Origin of the sequence: Armatimonas rosea (assembly GCF_014202505.1) — a bacterium.
GTDB classification, from domain to species: domain Bacteria; phylum Armatimonadota; class Armatimonadia; order Armatimonadales; family Armatimonadaceae; genus Armatimonas; species Armatimonas rosea.
The window spans coordinates 474027-489397 of the sequence record NZ_JACHGW010000002.1 but is presented as its reverse complement, the minus strand read 5'-3'; the positions used below and the strand labels follow the sequence as shown (position 1 = coordinate 489397).

The 15371-nt window shown below is 64.3% G+C and carries 16 protein-coding genes; 6 read left to right on the top strand and 10 right to left on the bottom strand.

Translation table 11 applies throughout. The features are described from left to right. Window positions 1–2: 2 nt before the first annotated feature. The 9 genes from HNQ39_RS10195 to HNQ39_RS10155 all read right to left on the bottom strand — a co-directional run bounded on the left by HNQ39_RS10195 (window position 3) and on the right by HNQ39_RS10155 (window position 7932). Entirely contained in the window at window positions 3–1169 is a 1167-nt protein-coding gene (locus HNQ39_RS10195; protein WP_184194902.1) for a hypothetical protein, read from the bottom strand. Continuing rightward, window positions 1166–1846 carry a LolA-like protein gene (locus HNQ39_RS10190; RefSeq protein ID WP_184194899.1) on the bottom strand — a complete coding sequence of 227 codons (681 nt, stop codon included), beginning with the start codon at window positions 1844–1846 and terminating at the stop codon, window positions 1166–1168. Before HNQ39_RS10190 ends, HNQ39_RS10195 begins: the two co-directional genes overlap by 4 nt. Window positions 1847–1854: 8 nt before the next feature. Further along, window positions 1855–2088 (bottom strand): hypothetical protein, encoded by a 234-nt coding sequence (locus HNQ39_RS10185; RefSeq protein ID WP_184194896.1) that lies wholly within the window; start codon window positions 2086–2088, stop codon window positions 1855–1857. Window positions 2089–2156: 68 nt separating this feature from the next. After that, window positions 2157–4676, bottom strand: coding sequence for a hypothetical protein (locus HNQ39_RS10180; RefSeq protein ID WP_184194892.1), 2520 nt, complete (start codon window positions 4674–4676; stop codon window positions 2157–2159). Window position 4677: 1 nt separating this feature from the next. Further along, window positions 4678–5742, bottom strand: coding sequence for an ArgS family protein (locus tag HNQ39_RS10175; RefSeq protein ID WP_184194890.1), 1065 nt, complete (start codon window positions 5740–5742; stop codon window positions 4678–4680). Next, window positions 5739–6482, bottom strand: a complete 744-nt coding sequence (locus HNQ39_RS10170; protein ID WP_184194887.1) for a WecB/TagA/CpsF family glycosyltransferase — start codon at window positions 6480–6482, stop codon at window positions 5739–5741. The genes HNQ39_RS10175 and HNQ39_RS10170 overlap by 4 nt, the downstream gene beginning before the upstream one ends. A 28-nt stretch (window positions 6483–6510) precedes the next feature. Further along, complete coding sequence (locus HNQ39_RS10165) at window positions 6511–6915, bottom strand: hypothetical protein (RefSeq protein WP_184194884.1); 405 nt, start codon at window positions 6913–6915, stop codon at window positions 6511–6513. Continuing rightward, window positions 6912–7199: a DUF433 domain-containing protein gene (locus HNQ39_RS10160; RefSeq protein ID WP_184194881.1), complete on the bottom strand. Its 288-nt coding sequence runs from the start codon at window positions 7197–7199 to the stop codon at window positions 6912–6914. Before HNQ39_RS10160 ends, HNQ39_RS10165 begins: the two co-directional genes overlap by 4 nt. Before the next feature lie 4 nt (window positions 7200–7203). Further along, entirely contained in the window at window positions 7204–7932 is a 729-nt protein-coding gene (locus HNQ39_RS10155; protein WP_184194878.1) for a sulfite exporter TauE/SafE family protein, read from the bottom strand. Between the two features lie 68 nt (window positions 7933–8000). Between HNQ39_RS10155 and HNQ39_RS10150 the strand changes: the two genes are divergently transcribed. Genes HNQ39_RS10150 through HNQ39_RS10125 form a run of 6 tightly spaced genes read left to right on the top strand, consistent with a single transcriptional unit; the run spans window position 8001 to window position 14311 of the window. Then, the gene (locus HNQ39_RS10150) at window positions 8001–8387 is read left to right on the top strand and encodes a phage holin family protein (RefSeq protein WP_184194875.1); all 387 of its coding nucleotides are present in this window, start codon (window positions 8001–8003) and stop codon (window positions 8385–8387) included. A gap of 13 nt (window positions 8388–8400) precedes the next feature. Continuing rightward, window positions 8401–9243 carry an RNase adapter RapZ gene (gene rapZ / locus HNQ39_RS10145; protein WP_184194872.1) on the top strand — a complete coding sequence of 281 codons (843 nt, stop codon included), beginning with the start codon at window positions 8401–8403 and terminating at the stop codon, window positions 9241–9243. Between the two features lie 2 nt (window positions 9244–9245). Then, window positions 9246–10637, top strand: coding sequence for a uridine diphosphate-N-acetylglucosamine-binding protein YvcK (locus tag HNQ39_RS10140; RefSeq protein WP_184194869.1), 1392 nt, complete (start codon window positions 9246–9248; stop codon window positions 10635–10637). A gap of 1 nt (window position 10638) precedes the next feature. Beyond that, window positions 10639–12258, top strand: a complete 1620-nt coding sequence (locus HNQ39_RS10135; protein WP_184194866.1) for an AAA-like domain-containing protein — start codon at window positions 10639–10641, stop codon at window positions 12256–12258. Continuing rightward, complete coding sequence (thrB, locus tag HNQ39_RS10130; RefSeq protein ID WP_184194863.1) at window positions 12251–13156, top strand: homoserine kinase; 906 nt, start codon at window positions 12251–12253, stop codon at window positions 13154–13156. Before HNQ39_RS10135 ends, thrB begins: the two co-directional genes overlap by 8 nt. 30 nt (window positions 13157–13186) lie before the next feature. After that, the gene (locus HNQ39_RS10125; protein ID WP_184194861.1) at window positions 13187–14311 is read left to right on the top strand and encodes a glycosyltransferase family 4 protein; all 1125 of its coding nucleotides are present in this window, start codon (window positions 13187–13189) and stop codon (window positions 14309–14311) included. On the opposite strand, the gene HNQ39_RS10120 is transcribed toward HNQ39_RS10125, so the two are convergent. After that, a complete protein-coding gene (locus HNQ39_RS10120; protein WP_184194858.1) occupies window positions 14297–15355 on the bottom strand; it encodes a sialidase family protein in 1059 nt (352 codons plus the stop codon). The two genes, HNQ39_RS10125 and HNQ39_RS10120, sit on opposite strands and share 15 nt — an antisense overlap. Window positions 15356–15371: the final 16 nt, after the last annotated feature.

Here is a 15371-nt window from a genome sequence, read left to right as displayed (position 1 = left end):
GGCTAGAAGTTCAGGCGGGTCTGGAGGGTAAAACGCTGCTCGATGGTCGGCTTGCCCCCGGCGGTCTTGCTGGGGACATCACGCTCGTACTCGTAGAGGGCACGGACCGTGAGGCCTTTGGTGAGCGCGTAGTTGGCTCCCAGGCCCACCGCGGTGGCAGACTGGGGCTTGTCGCCAAACTTCCAGCTCTTGAGCATCCCCACCGCCGTGGTCTTTCGGGCGACTGCCAGGTTCGCCTCGCCAAAGTAGCCCCAGACCGGGTTCTGGCCATCGGCACCAAAGACAACCTCGCCGCGTGCTTCGAGCTTCTCTAGGCGGTAGATCGCATCGGCGGCCATGCGGGTCTTGTCGATAAAGTCCCGGGCGCTGGAGATCCCCGATGCCGGAAGCTGGGTGTCAAAAGTAGTCACGGGGCCACGCCCGGTGAGCAAGGAGCCTCCTAGCTGGAGACGACCGCTCTCGGCCTGGGTGCGAAACGTGCTCTCCAGGCGCATCATCACCACTTTATTGCCATCGAAGTCCGAGCGGTTCGGCCCCGAGCCGGTTGTCGCGGCCACATAGTAGCGGTAGGGGCCGTAGCGCCCTTCGAGCATCGCCCCCGTGTCGATCCGGAGGCCCAAAGACTTTTCATAGAGCGGCTGGATCGGCTGCAAGGGCGTGTCGTAGACCGCGGCGAGGCCAAAGGGAATCACAAACTGCCCGGCGCGGACAGTGGCATCGACACCGGGCAGTAGGAACCGGTAGAAGACATAGGCCTCTGACGCATGGAGCCGGTTTAGGGCGGTACCCCGTGGTCCCTCGGACTCACTCACCACCTGAAGCCGCACCCCCCCGCGCTCGTCACCGTCCTTGGGGTTGGCCCGGATGTAGTCGAGGGTGTAGCGCCCCGACGCGATATAGCCGCCCCGGGTATCGTTGCTTCCATTGCGGTAGCGCCAGTCCAGGGCACCGCCAAAGAGCCAGGTCGCGGGGTCCCGGTAGAAAGGCTTGGGGCCAATCAGATCGGGGTCACGCGAGGCGGTCGAGGCAGGGGGCCGAGTGGGCTGGAAGGTTCCACGGGGGGCGGGGGGATAGATCGCAAAAAAATCAGGGCGCTCGGTAGACTGCTGCGGCTGTGCCCCTGCAGGCAGTGCCAGGACGACACACGAAAGGCCCAGCAAGCCCCTCATAGCTGGAACACGCTCTCCGCAATCCCTGTATTGACCCGCACCTCTTCGACCGTCTGCACCGCCCCGAGCTTGCCAAACTGGTTGTAGATCTCCACACGCGAGGGCAAGAAGATCCCTGGGCGGAGCTCACGGGGCTTGAGGTAGCGAATCTCTTTTTGGAGCTCTCCCTCGGTGTTGTGGCTCTGGCGCTTCTCGGTGATAAAGGTCTTGGGGTTCACCCAGGCGAGCTCGTAGCTCTTGTTATCCGTGTTGCGCTGCACGAGCTTGTAGACCAGCAGTGGCCCCTCGCGCTTTTGAAAGACTGCCTGGTAGTCGGTGCTGAGCCAGTCCTTGGAGAAGATCCCCACGTCCATCAAGCTCTGTTTCTGGCCAGGGTTGCCGTGGACATCCTGTGTCTTTTTGATCAGCCCCACGCGAAACAGCTTGGTATCGCCGACATAGATCAGCAGGGCCGAGAGCGGCCCTGCTTTTCCTTCGACACGGAGCTTGCCCGGCCACTTGTAGGTTATCTCGTAGGTCGGGACACGATACGAGGTGGCAAAAGCCCCCCCGATCTTTTTAAGCTCGTCGTAGTTGGTCTCTTCATGGACAATCCGCAGCGCTACCGAGAGATCCTTGATCTTATCGGTAGCGGGCACCTCGGGAGAGGCCTGAGGAGGTTTCTGCGGTGTCTGCATAGCTCCTACTACTTCTTCTTGGGAGCAGGCTTGGTCGGAGCGGGCTCTTTGAAGCCCTTGAGGCTGTGGTCGTGGGACTTGTACCACTCGCCCGCCGCAGTGCGCTTACCCGCGCCTGCTGCGTTGACATGACAGAAGCCACACTTCTTATTTTCTTTTTGTGCGTACTTTGGCAGAGCGAAGGCGCTACTCGCCAGCGTGAGAGCAAGGGTCGCCAGGACGATCCGGTTGAGGTTGATCATTGCTTCTTTCCTTTTCAGGGAGTTAGGGTGTGCCCGTTTAGACAAACCATCCGATAAAGAGTTTCATCTTATGGCAGGAAGGGCGGCGGCATGGGACCACGAGGCACGTATCCTGGAGGCGTCAGCAACATGGCGTCCAGAGAGAGAGCTCCCTCGGCACGGATCTCCAATTGATGTGCGCCACGTGGCATCACAACCGCACCACAATCGTACCAGACAAGTGTGCCGACGGCAAAAGGCTCACCGATAGGCCGTGGGACGGGCGCATCGGTCCCGCCGTAGGGCTGGCCATCGAGCAGGACCCGAAAGTTCGCACCCGGTGTGGCGGCGATATAGAGCCGCAGAGAGTTCTCCGCATTGATCGAGATCGGGAATGTCGCGGCGGGGAAGGTAGCGTCCGTGGGGCGACTCGTACTGACCAGGACCCGGCCGCCACTCGCTCCCACGCGCTCGTCGATCATGTCGAAGGTGTAGCCGGTGATATCCTCCGCCTCAATCCAAAGGTAGGGCCGCAGCAGCAGGTTCATCCGGTCGACCTTGCCCTGAAGCTCGACCAGCGACTGGTAGGCGGTCGTGGTGATATCGCTCTTGCTCTTGTAGCGCTGCTTGAGGTTGTGGAGCTCAATGGTGAAGAGCGCGGCCTCGTTGAGCTTGCGCTTGTTGAGTGCCGCGACCAAGGTCTCGGCGCGGGCCATGAGCTCCGGGAAGGCCTCCTGAGGAAGGGGCAGCGACGGGAAGTTATAGAGGCGCACGGGCTCAGGGCCGATGGTGAGGGTCAGGGTGTCTTTGGTGCGGACACCGCGCTCGGCGGGGAGCCAGGCAAGCGGCGGAGCGCCTGCCAGCGAGGCCTGCTTGGGAATCTTAAGCTTGATCTGCCGGGTCTCGGTGGGGTTCCAGAGATAGAAGACCGGGCCCTCCGGCTCGCTCAGGCTGTAGGCACGCCCGGCGGCTCCAAAGTTGTAGAGGGCGTACTCCCGGTCGGTGGGAAGCCACCAGCTCCCGTCTTGGAGGGGGCGTGGCTGGAGCGGACGATACGTGCGGGGGTAGAAGACCGCGCGGGCACGGGGAGGAGCCGCGGAGGCGATCCCCATCACGCTCAGCTGGCGCGCATAGTCCCCGAGCCAGCCGAGCTGCTCGGGCTGCTGGGAGAGGTCGTAGGGGAGGCGGGCGGTCTCGGCCATCCGGGCACCGTCCACGTAGAACCCCCGAGCGCCGGTCTCGCGCAGGGCATCCAGCACGGAGAAGAGCAGGCGCTTGCTCGCAAAGCCCGGCTGGGTGGTCTGGGGCACCCGCGCCTCTTGGGTCGAGAGCACCGGCAGCCAGAGCGCACGGGGGGCATCGGTGAGCTGGGCGTAGGTCTCTGCCCCCGCATAGGCCACCATCTCGACTCCCTTACCGTAGGCCTCAACCCCCACCCCATCAAAGCCGGCACGCGGGTCGATCCGGCTAAAGAGCGGCGAGAACCCACGGGAGCGGTAGACCACCGGCACCTCCGCAACCCCTCGCTTGAGGGCGATCGCGAGCTGGTTCATGTAGCCCCGGAGCGACTCGGTCTTGAAGTTCTCTAGGTCCTGCCAGAAGCTCGATGCGGCGTCTTTGGCGGGGAACAGGGACTTGCTCCCGGTATGGAAGAACTGGGGCAGCCCCTTCTCGGCCCACCAGAGCGGCACGAGGAGCGCGGCATCGTTGAAGTCCTTGAGGGAGCCACGCTCGGTGAGGCCCCACTTCTCCTCCAGGCTCGCGATAGTCGCGTAGTGGTGGGAGAGGTAGAGCGCCCACTCGCTCTGAAACGCCGTGCCGGAGGGAACAACCTGCCGCGCCTCGCCGGCCAGGGAGAGCGAGAGGCTCAAGGGATCGGAGAAGAAGCGAAAGCCCTTGCCCAGCTTCACCTGACCAAAGAGAGTGAGCAGCTCATCGCGGTACTTATCAAACCCCTCCCAGACATTGGGTAGCCCGACATCGCTCATGCCGGGGAGAAAGAGCCGCTCGGGATAGAGGACCAGGCGGTTGCGCCCCTCCTTGCCGGGCACCGATGCCCGTGCCCCCTCGGCGACCACATCCGCGCGCCCTGAGTCCAGGATCTGCCGGGTCCCGGGGTCGGCGAGGAACCAGAGCGCCTCCTTGAGCCCCTTGATCGGGAAGCGCACCAGCCCCCCGCGGGCGGGCGCGTCCTGGAGGTAGCGCCCCGGCAGGATCTGGTAGCCAATCAGCGGTGTCCGGGGGCCATCGGCCAGGGAGAGGCCATAGGTGAAGCCCTCGGTCTCCGCGGCATCGATCACCCGCTGGATCGCGGCGGGCTTGATCAGGGTGATTCCCCCCTTGAGGGGCTGGAGGTAGATATCGGTGATTCCCGCGGCCTTGAGGCGCCGCAGCGCCGCGACATCGTCGGCGAAGTCGGCCTCGGTCGCTCCGGGAGCCCACGAGCGCACCTGGAACAGCCCGCCGACAGGAACAAAGGGCTTGCCGTCCCAGAGAAGCGTGTGGTTCTCGGAGACCCGCCAGGGATGCTTCTCCCCGGTCCCATCGGTGTAGACCCCGCCAGAGGTGGCTGGGCCAGAGAGCGCCAGAAGTGCGATGATATTGAGCATGTCAGAACCCCAGGATCGTCCGTAGTTTTTGGAGCGCCTCACGCGCCTCCAGAGCAGCCTCGGGGGAAGCGTCGGTGTGTTGTGTGAGCGCGGTGGCCAGCCCCAGTGCGGCCTCGGCCACGGGCCTTGGAGAGAGCGTCTGCCGGGCGAGCTCCAGAGCAGGAGCAACCGCCGCACACGCCGCGCGGAGCGCCGCGCTCCCCTGCTCGTCCTGCCCCCCCGGCAAGGGAGCAAGTGCCGCATGCAGCTGCGCGGGGGCCTGTGTGGGCACATCCAGGTTTATGTTTTGCGGGGTACTCGGATCCGCTTCGGCAAACCACCAGCGCAGCTGCTGGGGCGTCGTTAGCGTCAGAGTCTCCTCCAACGTCAGCGATGCACCGTACCTTCCGACCCTTCTTTCCTGGCCATCCTTCAAAATTCTTACCGGCGCGACCAGCCCAATCTTCAGCGCCTCGGGTGCACAGCCCAGCGCACTCAGCCCGGCGCGTGTCCGCCCCACATAGGCCCCGTGGTCGTCGTCCCAGAGATCCACGAGCAGCTCGAAGCCCCGTGCGAGCTTCTGGCGGTGGTAGGCCAGGTCGCTCGCCAGGTAGGTGGGGCCGCCTTGTGTGCGCACCAGGGGCCAGTCCTGCTCGCCGCTCTTAAGCCAGAGTGCCCCGCCGCGCCACGTCGTGTGGCCACTAGCGGTGAGGTCTGTCAGGAGCCGGTCGACCTCGCCGGAGCGCAGCAGCTCCGCCTCGGAGATAAATGAGTCGAAGGCGACCCCGAGCTCGGCGAGGCTGGTGGTCTGGCGAGTGCGGACCGCGGCCAGGATATCCGAGAGGGTCGCGCCCCGCGCTGCCTTGGCGATCTCGGCGGCAAAGGGCTCGGTCTCGGCGGCGACATGGCGCGCAAAGGCCGTCAGGGTTGTGCCCGGCGCATCGTTGACATAGAACTCTCGGGTGACCGTGTGGCCCGCCTCGGCGAAGACACGGGAGAGAATATCCCCCACAACCGCGGCACGTGCGTGCTGGATCGTGATGGGGCTATTGGGATTAGCGGAGACATATTCAAGACAGATGTTCATTTTTTTGTGAGGGTGAGTAGGGCAAACCGTGGGAGGGCGGCGAGTTTTTTCAGCCGAGCGGCGTTGGGGTTGGATGCGATCCGGTAGAACCACTCCAGCCCGGACCTCTGCATCCAGACCGGGGCGCGCTTGACAGTCCCCGAGAACACATCCAGTGTCCCCCCAACCCCGATATAGACCTTTGCTCCCACACGCTCCTTCTGGCGAAGAATAAATTTTTCCTGGCGTGGGATTCCCATCGCCACCAACAAGATATCGGGCTTCGTGGCCGCGATCTGCTCCGCGACCGTATTTTCTTCGTCGGGCTTGTAGTAGCCATCACGAAAGCCGCAGATATTGGCATCCGGGAACCTCTCCCGCATTTTCTGCGCCGCCGCCTCCGCCACCCCCGGAGCACCGCCAAAGAAAAACACCCGCCAGCCCTTCTTGCCCGAGAGCTCGACCAGCATCGCGGAGAGATCGACCCCACTGACCTTGGGCGGGACGGGCAGGTTGAGGCGCTTGCAGGCCCAGAGAACCCCCGCTCCGTCGGAGGTGATCAGCGCGGCCTGATCGACAATCGCGGCAAACTCTTTGTCCTCACGGTAGGTCATCACCATCGATGCATCCGCCGTCACAATGTGATGGGGCCGACCCGAGGCGATATAAGAGGCAACACACTCTAGGGTCCCCTCCATGGTCACACGATCAATGCGCATCCCATGCAAGGTGATGGATTCGCGCGGAGGAAGCTCAGCCATAGACGTTTATTTTATCGCAAAGCCAGCTCTACCAGTCAGTCAGAGCTTGTGGGACTAAATTCTCTCTTCGGTACCACAGTGCTTGTGTCGGTGTGAGGCGCACTGCCTTTCCCAGCCGAGCGGCTCGGGTATGAAACTCAGGGTGACGAAACAAGCGACGAAGTAGCTCCGGGATCTGTGCGGCTTGAGCGTCCGTGAGAGCCACACAGACAAGACAGTACCGGGGGGTCAGCTCAGCCCGTTGCCAGAAATCGGTGACATTGATTGTCACAAAGAGAGGTTGTTGGGCCTGGCCCAAAAGAGCAGGGATCGCTTCGTCTTTGATGATCGTCCCCGGCCGAAGTTCGGTGATAAAGCACACCGTGCCGGGATACCACTCTGCAATCGCGGTCTCAATCCCACGTCCCAGAAGCTGCTCGTCGAGAACGATCATACCTGCGTAGCTTCGGGCATTGTGGGGAGAGAGTCCAAAAGCCGTCCCACCGCAATATCCACGGCTTCTTGCATGGCCTCCCGAGAGACACGACCACCGTAGCCTTCCACAATCTGCGACATCGCCTCTCCCGTAGCCAACCGGCTGAGAGCGCCGGCAACCTCAATTCGCGTGTATTTAAACGTCGGTCGTCCGCCACAGACTCCCAGAGCGCGAACAACATACTCCCCCAGCGGAACATACTGATACAGCTCTCCACCCAAGGTCTCCGTGACGATTTCCATGGGACTATTTTATCGCAAAGAGGAGCTTGACGGCGGCGATCAGCAAGACGAGGGCAAGGAGGCGGCGCAGGCTCGGGGGCGGGAGACGCTTGCTGCCGAGCGCCGCGCCCAGGGAGCCGCCCGCGACCGCCGCGAGTGCCCAGAGCCAGAGGTTGTGAGGCAGGTGTGCCAGGCTACCCGGTTTGGCAGCGAGCCCCGCCAGGGAGTTGACCAAGATAAAGGCCACCGATGTCCCCGCGGCCTCTTTGGCCCTTGCCCAGCCCATGAGCAGCAACAGGGGGGTTAAAAAAATGCCCCCGCCCGTCCCTGTCAGCCCCGCCAGAAAACCAATCCCCGCCCCGATCAGCACGCGCACCCAGACCGGTGGTGGCGTGGGGCTCTCGACATCAGTGAGCTTTCCGACAAGCAGGCGTACGGCGGCAAAGAGTAGCACTAGCCCCACCAGTGGCTTGTACCAGCCCCCCTCCAGCTTGATCGCCCCACCAAAGTAGGCCAGAGGAACCGCCCCAAGCGCAAACGGCCAGAACAAGGTCCACGAGAACGCCTTGGCGCGGGCAAAGAGCACGGTCCCAATGCTCGAGACAAGCAGGTTCAGCACCAAGGCCGTGGGCTTCATGACACTCTCAGGGAGCCCCACCAGGGCCATCGCAGCCAGATAGCCCGATGCCCCCGCGTGCCCCACCGCTGCGTAGAGAAACGCCGCGATAAAGATCAGCACTGGCAAGAAGGTCATACGGTATTGTACGGCGTCTTTCCCGCCCCACAGACGCCGTATAATGCGAGGAGGAGAGGATAAAAAAGATGACCTGGATCATTCGGTGGATTGTGGGAGCGGTGGCGCTCTACCTGACGGTGTTTTCCTGGAGCTATGTCCAGCCGATGGCACCGTTCCTGGGCGGGAAGAGAGGCTTGGCGCTCGATGGGCCAATCGGGGCGTTTTTCTCCATCGCCGTTGTCACCCTGGTCAATGCCTTTGTAGGGCCGATCTTACGCCTGCTAGCCGCTCCCCTCAACTGCCTGACCATGGGGCTCATGCGCTTTGTGGTCAATGCGCTCCTCTTCTGGATCGCCGGTTCGCTGGGGCTCGGGCTCTCCGTGCAGGGCTTCCTGCCCGCGCTCTACGGCTCTGTTGCGCTCTCGATCCTCTCGGGGCTGCTGGACCTGCTGATCCCCAAGGACAAGGACTAAGGAGACAACGAAGATGGCCTCTGTGGTGGTTCTGACCGGAATGAGCGGCGCGGGCAAGCAGACTGCGGCACGCTGTTTTGAAGACATGGGCTGGCAGGTGGTGGAGAACATCCCGCCGCGCCTCTTCGCGCCCCTGCTCTCGGGGCTGCCCAAGGACGAGCCCCTGTGCATTGTCAACGATGTGCGCACGGGGGAGTTTGACATGCTGGCGGCGGGGATTCTCTCGCTCCCGGTCACCCCGACCCTGGTATTTCTGGACTCCACCGACGAGATTCTCGTGCGGCGCTTCAAAGAGACCCGGCGGCCGCACCCGTTTTTCTTCGATGCCGGGGGAATCCTGCCCGCGATCGCCCTAGAGCGGGAGCGGCTGGCGGAGCTAAAAGAGCAGGCCGAGCTGGTCGTGGACACCTCGGGGATGAGCACCACCGAGCTGCGGGCGTTTCTCCGTGAGCGCTTTGCCGCGCCCCAGCACCAGCAGCAGCCCATCACGGTCACCGTGGCCTCGTTTGGGTTTAAGCACGGGACGCCCTCGGACGCAGATCTCTTGTTCGATGTGCGCTTCTTGAAGAACCCCTACTACAACCATGCGCTCCGGGAGAAAGACGGCCGCGGCCCGGAGGTGCAGGCCTTTGTGGAGTCCGACCCGCGCACGGCGGAGTTCCTCACGCGCCTCTCCGAGCTGGTGGGCTGGTCGCTTCCCCACTATATCGCCGAGGGCAAGGCCTACCTCACGATTGGGATCGGCTGCACCGGGGGCAAGCACCGCTCCGTGGTTGTCGCGGAGCGGCTCTCAGTCTTCCTGCGCAGCCAGGGCTACCGTGTCCTGACCCAGCACCGCGATGTGGAGAGGCGCTAGGCGTGGCCACCCCCCTGTCGAGTCCGCGTAAGATGGTGGTGAGTGGTGTCAAGTGGCTGACACCAGGCCTCAAGGTCAAGCGCTTTCTCTTTCTTATCCCCATTGGGCTCATCCCTGTGGTGATCGGGGTCGCGCTCCTCATCAATATCCGCAACACGGACTACTACGACTGGCTGGACCGGCAGATCCTCACCCACCTGCATGTCGATATCGCCGACTCCCACTTCTACCTCCCCGTGGGGCTCGCCCTGATCGCGCTGGGGCTCTTGCTGATCTTAAGCGCTCTTATCGCCATCAACCGGAGCATTGTCGGGGTGATCTCGCCCGAGAACCTGGAGTCGCTGCCGGAGGTGATCCAGCGTAAGCGAACCCTCAACCAAGGCGCACGGATTGTCGTAATCGGCGGGGGGACGGGCCTCTCCACGCTTCTGCGCGGCCTGAAGCAGTACTCGTCGAACCTGACCGCCGTGGTGACCATGACCGACGACGGGGGCTCGTCGGGGTTGCTCCAGCAGCAGCTGGGCGGCATGCCTCCCCCCGGGGATATCCGCAACTGCCTGGTCGCCCTAGCCGATGCCGAGCCGCTGATGCAGGAGCTCTTTCAGTTTCGGTTTGAGACACGGGCGGGCGACGACGGCCTGAGCGGGCATAGTTTTGGCAACCTGCTGATCGCCGCCATGACCCAGATCACCGGTGACTTTGAGACCGCAGTCCAGAAGACCAGTGAGATTCTGGCGATCCGTGGCCGGGTCCTGCCCTCGACCGTGGAGTCGGTCGCGCTGGTGGGGCTCCTCGCCGATGGCCGCGAGGTCACGGGGGAGACCCGGATTGTCAAGGACCCCGCCGCGATCGAGCAGATCAAGCTCTGCCCCGAGGCCCCTGCCCCGCCCCAAGAGGTCCTGGAGGCCATCCGGGATGCCGATATTGTCGTGCTGGGCCCGGGGAGCGTGTTTACATCGGTGATCCCCAACCTGCTGGTCGGCCCGATCGCCCAGGAGCTGGCTAAGAGCCGCGCGCTGCGGATGTACATCTGCAATGTCATGACCCAGCCCGGGGAGACCGATGGCTTCTCGGCGTCGCAGCACCTCGCCGCGATCGAGAAGCACCTGCCGCAGCTCCCCCCCGGCAAAAAGATCGTAGACTATGTCCTGGTCAACGACGCCCGGCCGTCGCTGGACGCCATGGAGCGCTATGCCAAGACCGGCGCCGAGGTGGTCGCCGCCGATACCGATGTCCTGCAAACCATGGGCTACCACCCCATCACGGGCAAGTTCCTCTCCGAGACCCAGCTCGTGCGCCACGACCCCGAGCGCCTCTCCCGTGCGATCTTCCACCTCTGGCAGGAGCACTCGAAGGGCCTTATCAAGCCCAAGCGCCCTAAACCCCGGAAATAAGATGTCCCTGCCCTCTCCGTCGGAAACCGGCCATGTTCTCTTTCTGGACCTGGTCGGCTACTCGCTCCTCTCCCAAGAGGCCCAAGCGGCTCGTGTCACGGAGCTCCTGGAGGCCGTGCGCGCGACAGCGGCGTTTCAGCGGGCGGAGCAGGCGGGCGAGCTGATTCCCATTGCCACTGGCGACGGAGTCGCGCTGGTCTTCCTGCGCTACCCCACGGCCCCGCTGGAGTGCGCCGACCAGCTGCTCCAGCACCGCCCACAGCTCCCCTTGCGCCTGGGAATCCATGTCGGCCCGGTGACCCGGGTGAGCGATATCAACGGCGCGGTGAGTGTCACCGGGAGCGGCATCAACACCGCCAAGCGCGTGATGGACCTCGCCACGACCGGCCAGGTGCTTCTCAGCGAGGCGGCCATGGCGCTGGTAAAAGACCACGATACCTGGCGAGAGCGCCTGCGCTTCGTGGGCGAGCGCGCCACCAAGCACGGCGAGCGGGTGCGGGTCTGGGAGGTGCAGGGGAGAGATCTGGCCAGCTTCGGGCCATCTCCCCGCGCCTTAGAGCGCTTCCCCTCTTCCCGGCGAGCTTGCGAGCCATCAGGGGAAGAGGGAAGCCGTCTCAGCGGCAGGGAGATGGCCAGCGGGGAGATGCCCCCCCCCTCGACTCCAGGCGGAGCGGTCCCGCTGCGCTCGGAGCACTACATCACACGCGCCGTGGACGGCGCATTCCATGCGGCTCTTGAGCGGCAAGAGGCGATCGTGCTGCTCAAAGGCGCACGCCAGGTGGGCAAGACCAGCCTCCTGGCACGCGGGCTCCAGGCGGCGCGCGAGCGGGGCGCTCAGGTGGTGATCGTGGACTTCCAGAGCCTGGGGAGCGAGGTGCTGACCTCCGCGGAGAGCCTCTACCGCGCCCTAGCAGAAGCGCTTTGTGAGCAACTGGAGCTGGAGACTCCCCCCGAGAGCCACTGGAGCGCGAGCCGCTCGGGGGCGGCGAACCTGGAGCGCTACCTGCGGCGCGTGGTCTTTGCCGCGAGCGAGCGAGCGCTGGTCTGGGGCATGGACGAGGCCGACCGGCTCTTTCCGCTGAGCTTTGGGAGCGAGGTCTTCGGGCTCCTGCGCTCCTGGCACAACCGCCGAACCCTGGACCCCGCGGGGCCATGGAGCCGCCTGACCATGACACTCACCTACGCCACCGAGGCGCACCTCTTTATCACCGATCCCAACCAGTCGCCCTTTAATGTGGGGGTGCGCTTGCTCCTGACAGACTTTAGCGTCGACGAGGTCGCGGAGCTTGCCGCGCGCTTTGGGATCGCGCAGAGCCAGCCTGTCTATGACCTCCTCGCCGGCCACCCCTTTCTGACACGGCGGGGCTTGGAAGTGCTCGCGGCAGGTGGTACCCTGGAGGCGACCCACACCTTCGACGACCACCTGGAGCGGCTACTCTTTTCCTTGAGCCAGGAGCCCCTGCTCCGCGAGGCGACTCGGCAGGTCCTCGCAGGCAAGGCACCGTCGGTGGAGGCGTTCTTTCGCCTACGTGCCGCAGGGGTCCTCGTGGGTGAGAGCGCGACCACGGCGCACCTACGCTGCCCACTCTATGAAAACTACCTGAGAAAACACCTTGAGTAACTCCGTCTCCGTTCGTGTCCCCGCCACCTCGGCCAATATCGGCCCCGGTTTTGATACCATCGGGCTGGCCCTGGACCTGCACAATGTCTTCCACTTCGATGTCTTGGTGGAGGGAAAGGCCCCGCCGCTTCGGCCCCGCACCCTGGTGCTGGGCGAGGATAGCCTCGCGCACCTTGCCCTCAACCGGCTCTACGAGCGGCTTGGGAAGACCCGCCCCAGGCTCTTTGTGCAGACCGAGGCCAATATCCCCTTCTCGCGCGGCCTTGGCAGTAGCTCGACAGCCGTTGTCGGGGGGCTTTTGGGTGGTAATGCGCTCCTAGGGGACCCGCTGGATCGGGAGGAGATCCTCGCCCTTGCCCTGGAGATCGAGGGGCACCCCGACAATGTCGCTCCCGCACTCTTTGGGGGCTTCCAGATCGCGGTGCGCGAGCCCGATGGAACCATCACCCGGGTCTCGGTGCCCGCGCCAGAGGGCTTGAAGGCCGTGGTCTGCATCCCCGAGCTGATCCTGCCCACCGAGCAGGCGCGCGCGGCCCTCCCGGAGTCCTGGACACGGGCGGAGACAGTCGCCAACCTCGGGCGGGTGGCGGTGCTGATGACCGCGCTGCTCTCCCGGCGCTGGGAGCTCCTGCGAGTGGGCATGGACGACCGCCTACACCAGCCCTACCGCGAGAAGCTCATCCCCGGCTTCCGTGCCGCACTCGATGCCGCACTCGCTGCGGGAGCCTACGGGGCCGCGCTCTCGGGCAGTGGGAGCGCCCTCCTTGCCCTCACCGAGGCCCATGAGGAGCAGATCGGGGAGGCGATGGCCGGCGCGATCCGCGAGGCCGGGGTCCTGGCCCAGTGGATGCCCCTCGCGCTGGACCCCGACGGTGCCGTGGTCATCGCCCGTGCTTGAGCCGAAAGTGATGTGGGTATAATGGCCGCGATGCGAATAGCCGTTGTCACTCATAATGTCGTCCGCGGAGATGGTCAGGGCCGGGCGAACCTGGAGATTGTCCGCTACGCCCGCCAGCAGGGCGCAAGGATCACCCTGATCTCAGACCGCGTCGACGACGAAGTGCTCCAGGACGGGGTGGAGTGGATCAAGATCCAGCCCAAGATTCGGAGCAACTGGCTGATGCACGGCACGGAGTTTCTGCTCAAGGCAAACCCCTTGGTCAACCGGCTCCGCAAGGACTTCGATATCATCCACGCCTACGGTGGCTGCCTAACGGTTCCGCACACGCTCAACACGTCGCAGTTTGTCCACACCGCCTGGCTCAAGAACGCCATGCACCCGTCGCGGACCAACAAGGGCTTCTACGGCCTCTACCAGAGCACCTACTCGCGGGTCAACTCGGCCATTGAGCGGACATCGTACCGCAATGCGCGCTTTGTCGTGCCCGCGTCCAATACCGTGCGCCGTGAGCTGCATGACGAGCTTGGGGTCCCCGAGTCGAAGATGCGGGTGATCCTCAATGGTGCCGAGCCCACCGAGTTCCACCCCGGCACCGAGGACCGCGGGGCGCTCGGCCTGCCGGTCGGGGTTCCCTTGGCGCTCTTTGCGGGCGATATTCGCACGGGTCGCAAGAACCTGGACTCCGTGCTCAAGGCCCTGGTCGATGCCCCGGGGCTCCACCTGGCAGTCGTCGGCAAGAAGGCCGAGAGCCCCTTCCCCGCCCTCGCCGAGCAGCTTGGGGTCGCCGGCCGCGTGCACTTCCTAGACTTCCGCCGGGATATCGCCGCGATCATGCGCGCCTGCGACTTCTTTGTCTTTCCGTCGCGCTACGAAGCCTGCGCCCTTGTCTTGGTGGAGGCGCTCTCGTCGGGGCTGCCCATCATCACCGCCGAGACCACGGGCGGCGCGGAGGTGGTCACCCCCAAGACCGGGATTCGCCTCAAAGACACCGAGGATATCGCCGCCCTCTCCGCCGCGATGCGCGAGCTCACTGCAAGCCCGGAGCGGCTCCAGCAGATGTCCCGCGCGGCCCATGCGGACTCGGCGCAGTACACCTGGGAGAAGATCGCCAGCGCCTACTACACCCTCTACCAGGAGCTAGCGGGCAAGTAGCTCGGTGAGCTTCAGGCGGACCGTCATGATGTAGGGCGGCTCGCCCTGGGCCCAGTGGCCGTAGGTGGTCGTAACAATCGTCCCCTCCTTGAGGCAGAGAACACCGGGGTAGGCGCAGTCCGAGCCATTGGTGTTGTGCATCAGGCGCACCCGGCACTGCCCCTCCCGGCCGTGGACGATATCGTCGTAGGTGCCCACCCAGGCCACCCAGTCGCCTTTGGTGGGAGACTCGTGGCACATGTCGCGAAACGAGATAAAGAGCCGCCCATCGGGCGCATAGACCCCCGTGTGCCGGTCGCCCGTGAGTGCGCCCGGAAGCTCGCGCGGCTTGGTCCAGGTGACGCCTTCGTCGTTGGAGAAGATCACGTAGGAGTTGTGCTTGCGGGAGTTCTCGCGCAGTAGCACCGCGATTTGTTTGCCATCGGGCGAGCGCAGTGTCCCCGGCTCACACAAGTGTGCATCGGGCAGGTGCGCGATCACGGTGGGGTTGCTCCAGGTGACACCCCCATCGGCGGAGCGCACGGAGTAGACAGTGAACTTGCCGGTCGCTTTTCCTGAGTTGGCGTAGAAGCGGCCGTCATCGTGGAAGAAGGCGAGGTAGTCGCCGTTGGCCAGCCGCACCATCGAGCCCATCGGGACAATCCCACCGTAGTCCCCGATCGGTGCCAGCTCGCTCCAGGTCGCGCCTTCATCCTCGGAGATCGCCTGGCGAATCGGGTAGAGCCCGCAGATCAGCAGGACGCGCTTCTTTCCAGTCTTATCTGTAGTCCGAAAGAGTGTCGGGCACTCCTGGCTCGTCACCCAGTTGGGTGGGGTCGGGAGGCGCTCGCTCCAGGTCTTGCCGCCATCGAGGCTCTTTTTATAGACAATCGGCCCCTTGCCATGACCCTTGGGATAGACACAAAGAATCGTTTTTTTATCGTCGAGGAGCACTGTTGTGGGGTGCCCTAGATACTGCCCCGGCTCCCGGTCCACTAAAAACTGGCGCTTTTTATCGTCACTGAGATCGACCAGAGGAATCGAGTAGCCACGTGAAACTTGCATGGCCACAGATTCGGCT

Bases quoted from the DNA above. Each gene is read 5' to 3' on its own strand.
- HNQ39_RS10195 (WP_184194902.1), bottom strand. From the start codon at position 1,169: ATGAGGGGCTTGCTGGGCCTTTCGTGTGTCGTCCTGGCACTGCCTGCA.
- HNQ39_RS10190 (WP_184194899.1), bottom strand. From the start codon at position 1,846: ATGCAGACACCGCAGAAACCTCCTCAGGCCTCTCCCGAGGTGCCCGCT.
- HNQ39_RS10185 (WP_184194896.1), bottom strand. From the start codon at position 2,088: ATGATCAACCTCAACCGGATCGTCCTGGCGACCCTTGCTCTCACGCTG.
- HNQ39_RS10180 (WP_184194892.1), bottom strand. From the start codon at position 4,676: ATGCTCAATATCATCGCACTTCTGGCGCTCTCTGGCCCAGCCACCTCT.
- HNQ39_RS10175 (WP_184194890.1), bottom strand. From the start codon at position 5,742: ATGAACATCTGTCTTGAATATGTCTCCGCTAATCCCAATAGCCCCATC.
- HNQ39_RS10170 (WP_184194887.1), bottom strand. From the start codon at position 6,482: ATGGCTGAGCTTCCTCCGCGCGAATCCATCACCTTGCATGGGATGCGC.
- HNQ39_RS10165 (WP_184194884.1), bottom strand. From the start codon at position 6,915: ATGATCGTTCTCGACGAGCAGCTTCTGGGACGTGGGATTGAGACCGCG.
- HNQ39_RS10160 (WP_184194881.1), bottom strand. From the start codon at position 7,199: ATGGAAATCGTCACGGAGACCTTGGGTGGAGAGCTGTATCAGTATGTT.
- HNQ39_RS10155 (WP_184194878.1), bottom strand. From the start codon at position 7,932: ATGACCTTCTTGCCAGTGCTGATCTTTATCGCGGCGTTTCTCTACGCA.
- HNQ39_RS10150 (WP_184194875.1), top strand. From the start codon at position 8,001: ATGACCTGGATCATTCGGTGGATTGTGGGAGCGGTGGCGCTCTACCTG.
- rapZ (WP_184194872.1), top strand. From the start codon at position 8,401: ATGGCCTCTGTGGTGGTTCTGACCGGAATGAGCGGCGCGGGCAAGCAG.
- HNQ39_RS10135 (WP_184194866.1), top strand. From the start codon at position 10,639: ATGTCCCTGCCCTCTCCGTCGGAAACCGGCCATGTTCTCTTTCTGGAC.
- HNQ39_RS10125 (WP_184194861.1), top strand. From the start codon at position 13,187: ATGCGAATAGCCGTTGTCACTCATAATGTCGTCCGCGGAGATGGTCAG.
- HNQ39_RS10120 (WP_184194858.1), bottom strand. From the start codon at position 15,355: ATGCAAGTTTCACGTGGCTACTCGATTCCTCTGGTCGATCTCAGTGAC.